The following is a 15,783-nucleotide window of genomic DNA, read 5'->3' on the forward strand; positions in this document are numbered from 1 at the left end:
TTTAATGGGTTTTTTATTTGCTTCGTTAGAAAAATAATTTATAAATTTACGCCAGCTCAAAACTTTTACTTTTACTTCGAAAATTAAGTTAAGTTTTGATAAGCAAAGCGCTTATCGTACATTCATTAAATTACGATAATGGAAAAGCGTAAATTAAGTTTCTGGGAAATTTGGAACATGAGTTTCGGTTTCTTAGGAATACAAATGGGGTTTGCTTTACAAAATGCAAATGCCAGTAGAATTCTTCAGATTTTTGGTGCCGACGTACACGAACTTTCATGGTTTTGGATAATTGCTCCTTTAATGGGACTAATTGTTCAACCTATCATTGGTCATTATAGTGATAAAACATGGGGGAAATTTGGACGAAGAAAACCTTTTTTTCTTGTAGGTGCCATCCTAGCTTCAGTTGGATTAATATTAATGCCACAGGCAAACATTTTCATTTCCGTATTACCCGCATTATGGGTTGGAGCAGGAATGCTTATGATTATGGATGCTTCATTTAATATTGCCATGGAGCCATTTCGTGCTTTAGTGGGCGACAATTTAAGAACAGACCAGCGTACAGCAGGATTTAGTATTCAAACAGCACTTATTGGTTTTGGAGCCGTAATTGGTTCGGCATTACCATATGTGTTAACTAAATGGTTTGGAGTTTCTAATAGCAGCGTTCCCGGAAGCGTCCCATTAAACCTTACACTTTCCTTTATTTTAGGAGCTGTTGTTTTAATTGGATCTATCCTAGTAACCTTATTTACAACCAAAGAATATTCTCCCGAAGAACTAGAACTTTTTGAAGATCCTCAAAGTGAAATTGATATTCCTTCTGAAGAAAAATCAAAACTTACAGACATTTTTACAGACTTTGCAAAAATGCCAACCACTATGCGCCAGCTTAGTTGGGTACAGTTTTTCTCTTGGTTTGGACTTTTCGGTATGTGGGTATTTAGTACTCCAGCAATTGCACATCATATTTACGGACTACCATTAAACGACAATTCAAGCCAAACCTATCAAGATGCTGGGGATTGGGTTGGAATCCTTTTTGGAGTTTATAATCTTGTGTCGGCAATTATAGCCTTATTTTTTCTTCCAATGATCGCGAAGAAAATTGGTCGAAAATCAACTCATGCCCTTTCATTAGTTATTGGTGGAATAGGTTTGATCTCTATTTATTTCATGCCTGATGAAAACTGGGTTATCCTTTCGATGGTATTAATTGGTGTGGCTTGGGCTAGTATCCTAGCAATGCCATATGCAATTCTAGCAGGATCTATTGCTCCTAAAAAAATGGGGGTTTACATGGGGATTTTCAACTTCTTTATTGTAATTCCTCAAATAATAAATGCAATAATCGGAGGACCAATCGTAAAATACCTTTACAATGGTGATGCTATGTACGCCTTAATCACAAGTGGAGTCAGCTTTTTGATAGCCGCAGTTTTGGTGTATAAAGTAAAAGATGTAGATGACATAAAAGTCTAAAACTTACATCTAAGAACTTTCTCCTTCTGATGAAACAGAAGTGATTTCTTGACAATCAAAATTTAAATACTTTTTCGAAAGAATTACAAAATAAGCATATTATTAAATGAATACAAAAGCGTTTATATTCGACCTAGACGGCGTAATTGTTGACACAGCTAAATATCATTATTTGGCGTGGCAAAAAATTGCAAATGCATTAAACATTGACTTTACACACGAACACAACGAACTCTTAAAAGGAGTAAGTCGTGTACGTTCTCTAGATATCATCCTAGAATTAGGAAACATACAAGCTTCTCAAGAAGATAAAGACAAATGGCTCATCCAAAAAAATGAAGACTATCTGACTTATTTAGTAGATATGGATGAAAGTGAAATCCTTCCTGGAGTTTTACCTATTCTACAATTTTTAAAAGAAAAAAAACAAGCTATTGCATTAGGTTCAGCGAGTAAAAATGCTCGTCCGATACTCGAAAAAACAGGAATCATATCCTATTTCGATGTTATTGTTGATGGAAATGATGTTACAAATGCCAAACCAGACCCAGAAGTTTTCTTAAAAGCAGCTCGATTATTAAACATAAGCCCAGAAGACGCTATCGTATTTGAAGATTCAGTGGCAGGGGTTCAAGCAGCCAATATAGGAAAAATGACCAGTGTAGGGATTGGCTCAAAAACAGTCTTGCATGAAGCAAAATACATCTTTGAGGATTTTACCTTCATAGACCAAAATTTCATCGAATCATTAATCACAAAATAAATCAATCAAAAACAATTAATGAATTAGAAAATACTCAATTAGATAACTCACAAACTGCGTAATTATCTCATTTTCTAATTAACTAATTGCCAAATTTTAAAAACAATGAATCAAGATTATATAAAACCAGACAATTGGTCAATCATAGAAGAAGGCTTTGATGTCGAAAGAGTTAAATCATCTGAAAGCCTTTTCAGTATCGGAAACGGTGCTATGGGACAACGCGCTAATTTTGAAGAAAAATACTCAGGAGAAACTTTCCAAGGAAGTTATATTGCTGGAATCTATTATCCAGATAAAACAAAAGTGGGTTGGTGGAAAAACGGATATCCAAAATACTTTGCCAAAGTACTTAATGCTCCAAACTGGATTGGTATCAATATTGAAATTAACGAAGAAGCTTTCGATTTAAATTCTTGCACCGAAGTAAAAAACTTTCGTAGAGAATTAAACATGAAAGAAGGCTGGTACAATCGCTCATTTGAGGCAACATTAAAAAACGGAACAGAAATCGCTGTTAATGTACGTCGTTTTCTTTCTTTGAATCTGGATGAAGTTGGTATTATCAAATACGAAATTACCCCATTAAACAAAGACGCAAAAATTCTTTACAAACCGTATTTGGATGCTGGTGTTACCAATGAAGATGCCAACTGGGAAGAAAAATTCTGGGAGCCTCTTGAAGTAAAAAAAGCTACAAACGAAGCTTATGTAACAGCTCAGACTTACAAAACGCACTTTAAGGTTACAACTTTCATGCACAATAGTATTTTTGCTAATAACGAAAATATAAACATATCACCTTCTACCATAGATTCTTCGTCAGATAAAGTAGAATATACTTATGGTGTAATTATTGCAAAAGGGCAAACCTCATCTATACAAAAAATTGGTGGGTATACCGTTTCATTAAATCATACCAACACACTTGCTGCTGCCGAAAAAACAATTAAAGAAGCATTAAGCAAAGGGTACGACCAATTATTACAAGAACAAATTGATGCTTGGGCAAAAGTTTGGGAAATGTCAGACATTACCATCGAAGGTGATGTAAAAGCTCAACAAGGAATTCGTTTCAATATTTTTCAGTTAAACCAAACCTACTCAGGAAAAGACAATCGATTAAATATTGGACCAAAAGGTTTTACCGGAGAAAAATATGGTGGATCAACTTATTGGGATACCGAAGCATATTGCATTCCGTTTTACATGGCTACCAAAGACCAGCAAGTTGCCCGAAATTTATTGACATATCGTTACAACCAGTTGGACAAAGCTATTGAAAATGCTAAAGACAATTTAGGATTTAAAGATGGAGCTGCTTTATACCCAATGGTAACTATGAATGGTGAAGAATGCCATAACGAATGGGAAATCACACATGAAGAAATCCACAGAAATGGTGCGATCGCTTTTGCTATTTTTAATTACAACCGCTATACAGGAGATTACTCTTATATTCCCGAAAAAGGATTAGAAGTATTAATCGGAATTGCACGTTTCTGGCACCAAAGAGCCTCATTCTCAACAGACAAAAATCAATATGTAATTTTAGGAGTTACAGGTCCAAATGAATATGAAAATAATATCAATAATAATTTCTACACAAATTATGTTGCCAAATGGTGTATTGATTATGCCGTAGAACAAATTACAAAGGTTGCTACCGAATATCAAACTGACCATAAACGAATAATCGAAAAAGTACAACTTACTGAAAACGAAATTCAAGAATGGAAAAAAGTAGCCGGTAATATGTACTTCCCTTTCTCTAAAGAACTTAATGTTTATTTACAACAAGACGGATTCTTAGATAAAGATTTAGTTCCCGTAAAAGATTTGGATCGCTCACAGCGCCCTATAAACCAAAAATGGTCTTGGGATCGTGTATTGCGTTCACCATACATCAAACAAGCCGATGTTTTACAATGCTTTTACTTCTTCGAAGAACATTTTTCTAAAGAAGAACTATTGCGTAATTTTGAGTTTTACGAGTCGTTTACTGTACATGAAAGTTCACTTTCACCTTGCGTCCACTCCATTCAGGCGGCTGCTTTAGACAAAATGGATATGGCATATACATTTTACTTAAGAACGTCTCGTTTAGACTTAGACGATTATAACAAAGAGGTAGAAGAAGGTTGTCATATTACATCAATGGCAGGAACTTGGATGAGTATTGTAGAAGGTTTTGGAGGAATGCGTGTAAAAAACGACACTTTACATTTCTCTCCAAAAATCCCAAAAGAGTGGACAGGATATTCATTTAAAATCAACTTTAGAAATCAAATTCTAACTGTATCAATAAACCATAACGAAACAACGTTTTCTGTAGATGGAGACCATGAATTAGCCATTGTCGTTAATGGCCAAACCGTAGTAGCTAATAAATATGTAACAGCATAAATACTAGTATCTATATCTATTTTTATAACATTTTTTTAATTTAACAACATGAAGAATTTCATTTTCACAGCCTTCATTCTGGTTGCATTTTGTAACATTACAAGAGCACAACAACTAAAATCACCAGAAGGAAAATTTGTCATGGAGTTTTCGCTACAAAGCGATGGAACTCCAACTTACAATCTTAAATACAAAAACAAAGAGGTTGTAAAATCCAGTAAGTTGGGTCTTGAGCTTAAAGATGATAAAAAATCATTATTGAATGACTTTACGATTGTTGATACAAAAACAACAACTTTCGACGAAAACTGGAAACCAGTTTGGGGAGAAGTAGCTACGATTCGTAATCATTATAATGAATTAGCTGTTACATTAAACCAAAAAGGAACAGACAGACAATTATTAATCCGTTTTCGTTTGTTCAATGACGGACTTGGATTCCGTTATGAATTTCCAACACAAAAAAACCTTACGTATTTCGTAATCAAAGAAGAAAAGACACAATTTGCAATGACGGGTGACCATACTGCATTTTGGATTCCTGGTGATTATGACACACAAGAATACGATTACACAAAATCAAAATTATCAGAAATTCGTGGATTAGCTGAAAAAGCATATACAGCAAACGTTTCTCAAAAATCTTTTTCTCCAACAGGAGTACAGACTTCACTTATGCTAAAAACTGCCGATGGAATATATATCAATCTTCACGAAGCAGCATTAATTGATTATTCATGTATGCACCTGAATTTGGATGATAAAAACATGATATTCGAATCATGGTTGACTCCAGACGCAAAAGGAGACAAAGGGCATATGCAAGCGCCGAATCATTCTCCTTGGAGAACAATTATTGTTAGCGATGATGCAAGAGAAATTCTTGATTCAAAAATGACATTAAACTTAAACGATCCATGTAAAATTGAAGATACATCTTGGATAAAACCTGTTAAATATGTAGGTGTTTGGTGGGAAATGATTACAGGAAAAAGCTCTTGGTCATATACAAATGATTTTCCAACAGTACAACTTGGTGTAACAGATTTTTCAAAAGCAAAACCAAATGGCACGCACGGAGCAACTAATGCTAATGTAAAAAAATACATCGACTTTGCAGCCTTAAATGGTTTTGATGCAGTTTTAGTTGAAGGTTGGAATGAAGGCTGGGAAGACTGGTTTGGTCACTCAAAAGATTATGTTTTTGATTTCGTTACTCCTTACCCAGATTTCGACGTAAAAGGATTACATGCTTACGCAAAATCAAAAGGAGTAAAAATAATCATGCACCATGAAACTTCAGGTTCGGTTCGTAATTACGAGCGCCATATGGACAAAGCATACAAATTCATGAACGACAATGGATATGATGCAGTAAAAAGTGGTTACGTAGGAGATATTTTACCTAGAGGTGAAAATCATTACAGCCAATGGATTGTAAACCATTATCAATATGCGTTAGAAAAAGCAGCTGAATACAAAATTATGGTTAACGCTCACGAAGCAGTTCGCCCAACAGGTATTAGCAGAACATACCCTAACTTAATCGGTAACGAATCAGCAAGAGGAACAGAATACCAAGCATTTGGTGGATCTAAAGCAAATCACGTTACAGTTTTACCATTTACAAGATTAATTGGTGGACCAATGGATTATACTCCTGGTATTTTTGAAATGGATATCAGCAAACTTAATCCAGATAACAAATCACATGTAAATAGTACAATTGCAAATCAACTAGCATTATATGTTACTATGTACAGCCCATTACAAATGGCAGCAGACCTTCCTGAGCACTACAACAAATTTGCTGATGCTTTTCAATTCATCAAAGATGTTGCTATCGATTGGGATGAAAGTAAATACCTAGAAGCAGAACCAGGTGATTATATCACAGTCGCTCGTAAAGCAAAAGGTACCAACAACTGGTTTGTAGGTAACGTAAACGGAGATGTAAGCCGTACATCAAACATCAATTTTAACTTCCTTGAAAAAGGAAAGAAATACACAGCAACAATTTATGCTGATGCAAAAGATGCACATTACAAAACAAATCCACAAGCTTACACAATCAAAAAAATAGCGGTAACAAATAAATCAAAACTATCACAGTTATCAGTTCCAGGTGGTGGTTATGCAATTAGCATAATCGAAACTAAATAATTTTTAAAAAAGACAAGTAATTCTCTAAATTGCTTGTCTTTTTTTCAAAAGAGTCAAAATATTTTATCTCTCAGAGTTTTTACAAAACCTATAGAAAAATAAAAATCAACATAAATCTGGTTAATCTGTAAAAGTTGCGTGCTAAAAAAATTGCACCAAAAATAAGTTTTAAACAGACAAAGCCATTGAGTTGAGAACATCCCAACAAGATTTAAAAGTCTTGCAAAAAAAATCGATCTTGTTTTAATCGAATATAAAAAAACAAATTATGAGAATACCACTTCAAACAAACCAAACATTATATAGAATCCTCTTAGTGGTTCTATTATTTTCTGCTTCTGTAAAAGCGCAAATCCAGAAGACAGAACCTCCATTTTGGTATGCAGGCATGAACAATCCTGAACTTCAAATCATGTTCTACGGAAAAAACATTGCACAATATGAACCTTCTGTTTCTAACAATGTAGTCATTAAAGACATTAAAAAAACCGAAAACCCTAACTACATTTTCGTAACAATCGACACTAAAAACATACCTGCATCAGAGTTCGTTTTTTCATTTAAAAACAAAAACAAAGTTGCATACACACAAAAATACTCCTTAAAGAAAAGAAGAGAAAATTCTGCTCAACGCAAAAGTTTCGACGCATCAGATATGATGTACTTAATCATGCCTGATCGTTTTGCCAATGGAAACCCTAAAAACGATAGCGATGCTTCATTAGTAGAAAAAGCAAATCGCTCAATTCCTGGCGGACGTCATGGTGGTGATATCGAAGGAATCATCCAGAACTTAGATTATATTTCTTCTCTAGGAGCAACAGCAATCTGGAACACACCATTAAACGAAGACAACGACAAAGAACATTCGTATCATACGTATGCACAATCTGATGTTTACAAAATCGATGCGCGTTATGGAACAAATGAGGATTATGTTCGTTTATCTAATGAAATGCATAAAAGAGACATGAAGTTGGTTATGGATTACGTGACCAATCACTGGGGAATCACACATTGGATGATTAAAGATTTACCAACAAAATCTTGGATTAATCAATTTGAAAACTACACACAAACGCATCACAGACGTGAAGTAATTACTGATATTCACGCTTCAAAATTGGATAAAGAAGTTTGTATCGATGGATGGTTTGTTCCTTCAATGCCAGATCTAAATTTAAAGAACCCTCTAGTTGCAAAATACCTAACTCAAAACGCTATCTGGTGGATTGAATATGCAAATCTTGATGGATTCAGAGTAGACACTTACAATTATTCTGATCCTACAGCAATGGCAAATTGGGCAAAATCAGTAACAGATGAATATCCAAACTTTAATATTGTTGGAGAAATCTGGATGCACAATCAAGCCAATCTAGCCTATTGGCAAAAAGACAGTAAAATTGGTGCAATACAAAATTACAATTCAAATTTACCAAGTGTAATGGATTTTACCTTACACAATCAAATTGGGTCTGCATTTAATGAAGACGAAGCAACTTGGGACAATGGTATGATTAAATTTTACAATAATTTTGCATTAGATTATCTATATCCAAATACAAACAACATTATGGTTTTTGCAGAAAATCATGATACCAGTAGGATCAATGATCTTTACAAATATGACATCGCTAAATACAAATTGGTAATGACATTAATGGCAACCGTTCGTGGAATTCCGCAATTGTATTATGGTTCAGAAATTGGAATGGGTGGAGACAAAAGTCAAGGTGATGGCGGCATACGTCAAGATTTCCCTGGTGGATGGAACGGCGATCAAAACAATGCTTTTACTGCAGCAGGCAGAACAGCCAAACAATCTGAATATTTTGATTTCACATCAAAACTATTCAATTGGAGAAAAACAAATGAAGCGGTTCATTTCGGAAAAATGACACATTATATTCCAGAAAATAACACTTATGTTTATTTCAGATATACAGATGCTAAAACTGTAATGGTTGTTTTCAATAACAATGCAAAAGAGCAAACCATTAAAACAAATCGTTTTAAAGAAAACATCAAGAATTTTAAATCCGGAAAAGACATCCTTACAGGAAAAACATTCGATTTAACATCAGAAATTATTTTAGAACCAAAATCTGCAATAGTATTAGAACTGGAATAAAAAGGTAAGTTTTACATTCTTTGTAGCTAAACCACAATATATTTAGCCACAGATTATAATAATTAAACGGGTTTTTAAATCTGTTCAAGTCATCATAATCTGTGGCTATTCTTTTTTAAGTTATGAGTAAAATAAGTCCCAGCGGGACGTTATATTAATAGAAATTTATTAATCCCACTAATAGATTAACGTGTCTTTATGGTTCACTTTTAAAATCGACATCATTTTGTTTACTTTTGTAAAACTATGAGTGAAATTCTTAAAATAGCACATCGTGGCGCAAGAGGTTACGAACCCGAAAACACCTTAAAGGCATTCCAGAAAGCATTAGACTTACATGCTGATGGTATTGAACTAGATGTACACCTCAGTTCTGATGATCATATTATCGTAATTCACGATGAAACTATTGACAGGACTACTAACGGAAAAGGTTTTGTAAATACATTATCTTTGCAGGAATTAAGAGAGTTCCGAATAGAAAACAAACTACAGATTCCAACATTACCAGAAGTCTTTGATCTAGTAAACCAGCAATGTTTTATTAATATAGAATTAAAAGGTCAAGGAACTGCTGATGCTGTAGTTGCATTAATTGAATTATATGTTTCAGAAAAGAACTGGAATTACAATTCTTTTCTTGTATCCAGTTTTGAATGGGATTTTTTACAACGAATTAATAATCTAAATTCAGAAATTTCTATTGGTGTTTTAACCGAAACTGATATTCATTCGGCTATTACTTTTGCAGAAAGCATAAAAGCAAAAGCAATTCATCCCGATTTTAATTTGCTAAACAAAGAAAACGCAATACAAATAAAAGAAAAAGGCTTTCAGATTTTTCCTTGGACAATCAATGAAAAGGAGGATATTGCAAGAATAAAAGCATACAACATAAACGGGATTATTAGTGATTTTCCTGACAGAATATAAAACCAATTCTTATAATCTTTGTCAAAATTTAGAACTTTGACAAAAATACTTAGAGGTTAAAATAAAAATATGACTCAAAATTTTGATATAATAATAGTAGGTGGCGGTGCAGCAGGATTTTTTACAGCAATAAATATTGTAGAGAGAAACTCAAAATTAAAAGTCGCTATCTTAGAACGAGGATCTGAAGTACTTACAAAAGTTCGTATTTCAGGCGGAGGTCGTTGTAACGTAACGCATGCTTGTTTTGAACCCAATGAATTGGTTAAATTTTACCCGCGTGGTGAAAAAGAACTACGAGGCCCTTTTCATCAATTTTGTTCAGGAGATACTATCGAATGGTTCGAAAAACACGGAGTAGAACTAAAAATCGAAGATGATGGAAGAATGTTTCCTGTATCTAATTCTTCACAAACTATTATTGATTGTTTTTTAAAAGCTACTGCAAAATTAGGCATTACCGTTCTTACAGGACAAAGCGTACAATCTATCTTTAAAAAAGAAAACTTCTGGAAAGTCGAAACACAAAACCAGAATTACATTGCCGAGAAATTAATTTTGGCAACGGGAAGCAATCCTAAAATATGGGAAATGCTGCAAACTTTTGGTCATGCCATTGTTAGTCCTGTCCCTTCCCTATTTACCTTTAATATAAAAGACCCAAGAATAAAAGAATTGCCAGGTGTTGCTGCACAAGCAACTGTAAAAGTAAAAGGTACCAAACTAGAATCGACTGGCCCTTTATTAATTACCCATTGGGGAATGAGTGGCCCAGCAATCTTAAAACTTTCGGCCTGGGGAGCACGCATTTTGCATGACAAAAATTATCAGTTTACAATTTTTGTAAATTGGTTAAATGATATTGATACCGAAGATGCCGAAAAAATACTAAAAGAATTAAAACAAGAACATGCTAAAAAAGCTGTTTCTAAAAAATCCCCTTTTGACTTCCCAAACCGATTATGGGAAAGTTTAGTTTTAGCATCTACTATCGAAGCTGAAACCAAATGGGCTGATTTATCTAAAATTCAACTTCAGAATTTAGCGAATCAATTAACAAATGGAACTTTCCAAGTAAACGGAAAAAGCACTTTCAAGGAAGAATTTGTGACTGCAGGCGGAATTGATTTAAAAGAAATCAATTTTAAAACCATGGAAAGTAAATTACATGAAAAATTATATTTTGCTGGAGAAATTGTAAATATTGATGCAATTACAGGAGGCTTCAACTTTCAGAATGCATGGACAAGCGGTTTTATTGTAGCAAATTCTATTTAATATAATAAAGTAAGTATGAATACAGGTCATTACAGAAGAATTGATGATAGGATTAATGTTCTTAGAAAGATCATTTCGCCATTTCAAGATCAATTAAATGAAATGCGCAAAATAAATAAAGAAGAAGATTTTCTTTATTGGGATTCAGTATATGCTGACGATATGGAACACATTGTAGGAACTGTATTTATAGTCTTGCAAAATTATATTAATAGCAGCATTCATGATTTATATCCAAAATTAAAACAAATTCATGAGAAGTACTCTATTGACGAAAAGATAGACAATTCAAATATCTCTAGAATTGAATTAATTATTGCAATTGCAAATTTTTACAAACACAGAGATTCCCCTTCTGAATTACGCAAGAATACTATCAAACCATTTGACAATTTAAACATCCCTACAAAAGTAATATATGGACTAGGAAACGAAGACTTTTTCCATAAAACCGGATCTGACTCACCTGTTTACCAAGGCTTCAATTTTTTATCTGAGTACTGGGATTTTAATGAATTAATAAATATCGTCACAAAATGGCGAGAAAATTTATGGATTCAGGAAGAATTAAAATAAGTCATTATAAAATATAGTTTTTTCCTAAATCAATTAACAAGAGTTTACGAATTCTATAAGTTTTACTTAAGATAATTATAATAATTTTACTTTCAACTAATTAACCATACATGAAAGTAAAATTACTTACAACAATTTCGTTACTTACCTATCAACTTAGCATTTCTCAAACAGAAAAATTACTTCACGGAAAAGTTTTTTCCAACAACAATCCTCTTAAAGAAGTAGAAGTTATTAATAAAACAGCGAAAACCAGCACCAGAACAAATACTTTGGGAGAGTTTTCGATTCCGGTAAAAGTAAAAGATAGTCTGCTATTTTTCTCTAAAGATTACTTTTTTACAAGACTAAAAATAACTCAATCCGATATTGATAAAGATAATATTATTGTTAATATGGTTATCAAAGCCGAAGAATTAGATGAAGTAGTAATAACGACTATGAAATTTAATCCTGTAAAAATTTCTCAAAAAGATATAGACAATGTAAAACTCTATAAAGAAGTTGGATCTTTGCAAAAATATACTGGCGTTTACGACGGAACTATTCCAAATGGTATGGACTTCACCCGAATGGGAACTGGGCTTTTAAATTTATTTAAAAAAGATAAAGAGGAGCTCAAAAAGAAAACTTCGGAAACTGATTTCAAAAAACTTATAGCAAAATCAATTCCTTCAGATTTTTTCACCAAAGATTTAAACTTAAAACCCGAGGAAAAAGACCTTTTTATTGAATTTTGCGATGCTGATCCAAGATCTAAGAAACTTTTAGAGGACAATAATATATTAGCTACAATGGATTTTTTGTATGCAAAAAACGGAATGTTTAAAAAACTGTGAAAAAAGCTTTAAGTATTCAGTAACAGTCTCAGTTTCTTGATTGAGACTGAATAGCGCAACTGTAAACTAAAAACTGAATTAACAAGACTTTAGAAATTCCATAAGTTTTACTCAAGACAACTCTAATAATTTCACTTCTAACTTACTACTTATAGATGAAAACAAAATTACTTACTACAATTTCTTTATTTACCTGCCAACTTGGTGTTTCACAGACAGAAAAGCTCTTAAAAGGAAAAGTTTCATCAGAAACTACACTCCTGGAAAATGTAGAAATAATCAATAAAACATCTAAAACTAGTACTACTACAAATGAACAGGGAGAATTCGCGATTTTAGTAAATGTAAAAGACAGCTTAATATTTTTCTCCAATGATTATCTTTTTAAAAGGCTAAAAATAACTCAGGAAAATATTGAAATGAACAATCTTACTGTAAAGATGCTTCCAAAACCAGAAGAATTAAATGAAGTGGTTATTTTATCTAAAAAACTAAAACCGGTATTTATAACCAAAGAGGAAATCAAAGAAATTAAATTAAATAAATCCAGAGCCAAACTAGGGATGAAAATTGATGGCTATAAAGATGGCACAGCACCGATTGATCTTGGAACTGATTTTGTTCGTCTTGGTAAACAAATCTATAACATATTTAAAAAAGAAAAAGAAAGAAAAATCGAAACACCAAAAATAGATTTTATTCAACATGCAAAAACGACGTTGAATCCAGATTTTTTCACAAAAGACTTAAAACTAAATCCAGAAGAAAAGGAACTTTTTCTTGAATTTTGTGATGCAGACCCTAAGTCGATAAAAATCCTTGAACACAGTAATATTCTTTCTACAATGGATTTTTTATATACTAAAAACGAAGAATTTAAGAAAGTAAAAAGCAACGAAAATAAAAATTAATTCCAGTATTCAAAATAATATTATTCTGAATACTGAAACTGTAAACTTATTTATTAAGCCACCAAATACTAGCGTTTAAGATAGTTGCAAAACTTACCCAAAGCAAATAAGGAACAAGAAGGTATCCTGCGACTTTATTAATTTTAATAAACTTCAAAAGAGTTTCATAGATCATTAACCAGAGTACAAAAATTTCAATAAGTGCCAATAATGGATTCATCAACCCAAAAAATAAATACGACCACAAAGCATTCAGAGCTAATTGTATGGCAAAGAAAACCAATGCATTCTTAACTGCTTCTTTTTCATACTCAATTCGATCCCAAACTAATCCAGCCGCGACACCCATCAAAAGATAAAGTAAACTCCAAGCAGGCGCAAAAACCCAATTAGGAGGATTAAAACTTGGTTTAATCAAAGTGGGATACCAAGTATCAATACTAGATCTTGTCACTATTCCAGAAAAATACCCAATAGCAAGACAGGTAACAACAACCGCTAAAATTCGAGTGATTTTATTCATTTTATACTATATTTTTGAGTTAATAAAGGTAAACATTTTTATAGGCTATCAAAAAGTGCAAAAGGTATAATTCAAAAAAAGTATCTTTGCGTAAATTTTTTATTTTATGTTAACAGCAAACGATTTTATACCAAAAAAATATACTTCAGATATAACAAAAGGCAACTTCGAGTGGAGCGCACCAAGTAACATTGCTTTAGTAAAATATTGGGGTAAAAAAGACAATCAAATTCCGGCTAATCCGTCAGTTAGTTTCACATTAAACAACTGTAAAACGATTACTAAATTGAGTTTTTCAAAGAAAAACACTTCGACTCCGCTCAGTGAGACAAATGATGGCTTTTCATTCGATTTGCTTTTTGAAGGAAAACCAAAGGAAGACTTCAAACCTAAGATTCAGAAATTCCTAGAGCGTGTTTTTATCTATCTGCCTTTCTTAAAAGACTATCATTTTACAATAGACACTCAAAATACTTTCCCACATAGTTCCGGAATCGCCTCTTCGGCATCTGGAATGGCAGCTTTGGCAATGAATTTCATGAGCCTGGAAAAAACATTAAATCCAGAAATGACAGAAGAATACTTTTATCAAAAAGCTTCTTTCCTAGCACGTTTAGGATCAGGAAGCGCTTGCCGAAGTGTAAAAGGAAGTGTTGTTGTTTGGGGAAATCAAGCCAATATAAAAGGAAGCTCTGATTTATTTGGAGTAGAATTTCCAAATGCAATTCATAAAAACTTCAACAATTATCAAGATACTATTTTATTAGTTGATAAAGGCGAAAAACAAGTTTCGAGCACCGTGGGACATGATTTAATGCACAATCACCCTTATGCAGAAAGACGTTTTGCACAAGCCCATGAAAATCTAGATAAACTAATAACAATTTTTGAAAATGGAAATCTGGAGGAATTTATCAAAGTAGTCGAAAGTGAAGCATTAACACTGCATGCTATGATGATGACCTCTATGCCCTATTTTATACTAATGAAACCAAACACATTACAGATTATCAATGCAATTTGGAAATTTAGAGCCGAGACTAAAATCCCAGTTTGTTTTACGCTAGATGCAGGGGCAAATGTTCATGTTTTATATCCCGAAAACGTTACAGAGAAAGTACTGCAATTTATTCAAGACGAATTAGTTGTATTTTGCCAGAATGGTCAGTACCTTTGCGACAAAATTGGAGATGGTGCAATTGCATTATAATTTTACGTATCTTTAATTAAATTTTTAGATTATGGACATTCAATTAGAAAAACTCGAGTTAATAAAAATGTTAACCGAGATTGACAATCCTGAAATCATCGAGTCAATAAAAAAGATTCTGACGAAAGAAAAAAAAGATTGGTGGAATGATTTAACTGATCGGCAAAAAGAAGATATTACTCAAAGTGAATTAGAATTTGAAAAAGGAGAATTCACAAGCTTTGAAGATGTGATGAAAAAATACAGGTAGTGAATCTTAAAGTAAATATTTCAAAAACAGCTGAGAAAAATTTAGATTCTGTTTTAAATTTTATTGAAGCCAGATGGTCCAAAAAATCAAAAGAAACATTTTTATTGAAATTTCAAAAAGCAATTTCGATAATAAGTATGAATCCTGAAATTTTTCCAAAATCATCAGTAAATAAAAAATATCGAAAATGCGTTATAACAAAACAATCAAGTTTCTTGTATAGTTTTGGTTCAAATGAAATAAAGATTTACACCATTTTTGACACACGACAAGACCCAAATAAAATTAAGAAAGACATTAAATAAATAT

At 32.8% G+C, this 15,783-nt stretch carries 14 protein-coding genes; 13 read left to right on the top strand and 1 reads right to left on the bottom strand.

Annotated features, from left to right (window positions below):
- The first annotated feature begins 138 nt into the window (after window positions 1-138).
- From EAG11_RS15615 to EAG11_RS15660, 10 genes are all read left to right on the top strand, one after another.
- Entirely contained in the window at window positions 139-1,488 is a 1,350-nt protein-coding gene (locus tag EAG11_RS15615) for an MFS transporter (protein ID WP_129539965.1), read from the top strand.
- Window positions 1,489-1,594: 106 nt separating this feature from the next.
- Window positions 1,595-2,251 carry a beta-phosphoglucomutase gene (gene pgmB, locus EAG11_RS15620; RefSeq protein ID WP_129539966.1) on the top strand — a complete coding sequence of 219 codons (657 nt, stop codon included), beginning with the start codon at window positions 1,595-1,597 and terminating at the stop codon, window positions 2,249-2,251.
- A 105-nt stretch (window positions 2,252-2,356) separates the two neighbouring features.
- Window positions 2,357-4,657 carry a glycoside hydrolase family 65 protein gene (locus tag EAG11_RS15625; RefSeq protein ID WP_129539967.1) on the top strand — a complete coding sequence of 767 codons (2,301 nt, stop codon included), beginning with the start codon at window positions 2,357-2,359 and terminating at the stop codon, window positions 4,655-4,657.
- Between the two features lie 48 nt (window positions 4,658-4,705).
- Complete coding sequence (locus EAG11_RS15630) at window positions 4,706-6,820, top strand: glycoside hydrolase family 97 protein (protein WP_129539968.1); 2,115 nt, start codon at window positions 4,706-4,708, stop codon at window positions 6,818-6,820.
- A gap of 268 nt (window positions 6,821-7,088) precedes the next feature.
- Window positions 7,089-8,954, top strand: a complete 1,866-nt coding sequence (locus EAG11_RS15635) for a glycoside hydrolase family 13 protein (RefSeq protein ID WP_129539969.1) — start codon at window positions 7,089-7,091, stop codon at window positions 8,952-8,954.
- A gap of 246 nt (window positions 8,955-9,200) precedes the next feature.
- A complete protein-coding gene (locus tag EAG11_RS15640) occupies window positions 9,201-9,887 on the top strand; it encodes a glycerophosphodiester phosphodiesterase family protein (protein ID WP_129539970.1) in 687 nt (228 codons plus the stop codon).
- A 69-nt stretch (window positions 9,888-9,956) separates the two neighbouring features.
- Entirely contained in the window at window positions 9,957-11,165 is a 1,209-nt protein-coding gene (locus EAG11_RS15645) for an NAD(P)/FAD-dependent oxidoreductase (RefSeq protein ID WP_129539971.1), read from the top strand.
- A 15-nt stretch (window positions 11,166-11,180) separates the two neighbouring features.
- Complete coding sequence (locus EAG11_RS15650; RefSeq protein ID WP_129539972.1) at window positions 11,181-11,741, top strand: hypothetical protein; 561 nt, start codon at window positions 11,181-11,183, stop codon at window positions 11,739-11,741.
- A gap of 110 nt (window positions 11,742-11,851) precedes the next feature.
- Window positions 11,852-12,580, top strand: coding sequence for a hypothetical protein (locus EAG11_RS15655; RefSeq protein WP_129539973.1), 729 nt, complete (start codon window positions 11,852-11,854; stop codon window positions 12,578-12,580).
- Between the two features lie 155 nt (window positions 12,581-12,735).
- On the top strand, window positions 12,736-13,491 hold the full coding sequence (locus EAG11_RS15660; RefSeq protein WP_129539974.1) for a carboxypeptidase-like regulatory domain-containing protein: 756 nt from the start codon (window positions 12,736-12,738) through the stop codon (window positions 13,489-13,491).
- 46 nt (window positions 13,492-13,537) lie between these two features.
- Here the strand turns inward: EAG11_RS15660 and EAG11_RS15665 are convergent, their stop codons facing one another.
- Window positions 13,538-14,014, bottom strand: a complete 477-nt coding sequence (locus EAG11_RS15665; protein ID WP_129539975.1) for a TspO/MBR family protein — start codon at window positions 14,012-14,014, stop codon at window positions 13,538-13,540.
- Window positions 14,015-14,120: 106 nt separating this feature from the next.
- Between EAG11_RS15665 and EAG11_RS15670 the strand changes: the two genes are divergently transcribed.
- Genes EAG11_RS15670 through EAG11_RS15680 form a run of 3 tightly spaced genes read left to right on the top strand, consistent with a single transcriptional unit; the run spans window position 14,121 to window position 15,779 of the window.
- Window positions 14,121-15,224 (top strand): diphosphomevalonate/mevalonate 3,5-bisphosphate decarboxylase family protein, encoded by a 1,104-nt coding sequence (locus tag EAG11_RS15670; RefSeq protein ID WP_129539976.1) that lies wholly within the window; start codon window positions 14,121-14,123, stop codon window positions 15,222-15,224.
- A gap of 31 nt (window positions 15,225-15,255) precedes the next feature.
- On the top strand, window positions 15,256-15,474 hold the full coding sequence (locus EAG11_RS15675; protein ID WP_129539977.1) for a hypothetical protein: 219 nt from the start codon (window positions 15,256-15,258) through the stop codon (window positions 15,472-15,474).
- Entirely contained in the window at window positions 15,474-15,779 is a 306-nt protein-coding gene (locus EAG11_RS15680) for a type II toxin-antitoxin system RelE/ParE family toxin (RefSeq protein ID WP_129539978.1), read from the top strand. Before EAG11_RS15675 ends, EAG11_RS15680 begins: the two co-directional genes overlap by 1 nt.
- Window positions 15,780-15,783 lie beyond the last annotated feature (4 nt).

It is taken from the genome of Flavobacterium sp. 140616W15 (assembly GCF_003668995.1).
Classification (GTDB): Bacteria; Bacteroidota; Bacteroidia; order Flavobacteriales; family Flavobacteriaceae; genus Flavobacterium.

What these genes read in the sequence shown, in the direction of transcription:
- EAG11_RS15615 (WP_129539965.1), top strand. Translation starts at nt 139, where the DNA reads ATGGAAAAGCGTAAATTAAGTTTCTGGGAAATTTGGAACATGAGTTTC.
- pgmB (WP_129539966.1), top strand. Translation starts at nt 1,595, where the DNA reads ATGAATACAAAAGCGTTTATATTCGACCTAGACGGCGTAATTGTTGAC.
- EAG11_RS15625 (WP_129539967.1), top strand. Translation starts at nt 2,357, where the DNA reads ATGAATCAAGATTATATAAAACCAGACAATTGGTCAATCATAGAAGAA.
- EAG11_RS15630 (WP_129539968.1), top strand. Translation starts at nt 4,706, where the DNA reads ATGAAGAATTTCATTTTCACAGCCTTCATTCTGGTTGCATTTTGTAAC.
- EAG11_RS15635 (WP_129539969.1), top strand. Translation starts at nt 7,089, where the DNA reads ATGAGAATACCACTTCAAACAAACCAAACATTATATAGAATCCTCTTA.
- EAG11_RS15640 (WP_129539970.1), top strand. Translation starts at nt 9,201, where the DNA reads ATGAGTGAAATTCTTAAAATAGCACATCGTGGCGCAAGAGGTTACGAA.
- EAG11_RS15645 (WP_129539971.1), top strand. Translation starts at nt 9,957, where the DNA reads ATGACTCAAAATTTTGATATAATAATAGTAGGTGGCGGTGCAGCAGGA.
- EAG11_RS15650 (WP_129539972.1), top strand. Translation starts at nt 11,181, where the DNA reads ATGAATACAGGTCATTACAGAAGAATTGATGATAGGATTAATGTTCTT.
- EAG11_RS15655 (WP_129539973.1), top strand. Translation starts at nt 11,852, where the DNA reads ATGAAAGTAAAATTACTTACAACAATTTCGTTACTTACCTATCAACTT.
- EAG11_RS15660 (WP_129539974.1), top strand. Translation starts at nt 12,736, where the DNA reads ATGAAAACAAAATTACTTACTACAATTTCTTTATTTACCTGCCAACTT.
- EAG11_RS15665 (WP_129539975.1), bottom strand. Translation starts at nt 14,014, where the DNA reads ATGAATAAAATCACTCGAATTTTAGCGGTTGTTGTTACCTGTCTTGCT.
- EAG11_RS15670 (WP_129539976.1), top strand. Translation starts at nt 14,121, where the DNA reads ATGTTAACAGCAAACGATTTTATACCAAAAAAATATACTTCAGATATA.
- EAG11_RS15675 (WP_129539977.1), top strand. Translation starts at nt 15,256, where the DNA reads ATGGACATTCAATTAGAAAAACTCGAGTTAATAAAAATGTTAACCGAG.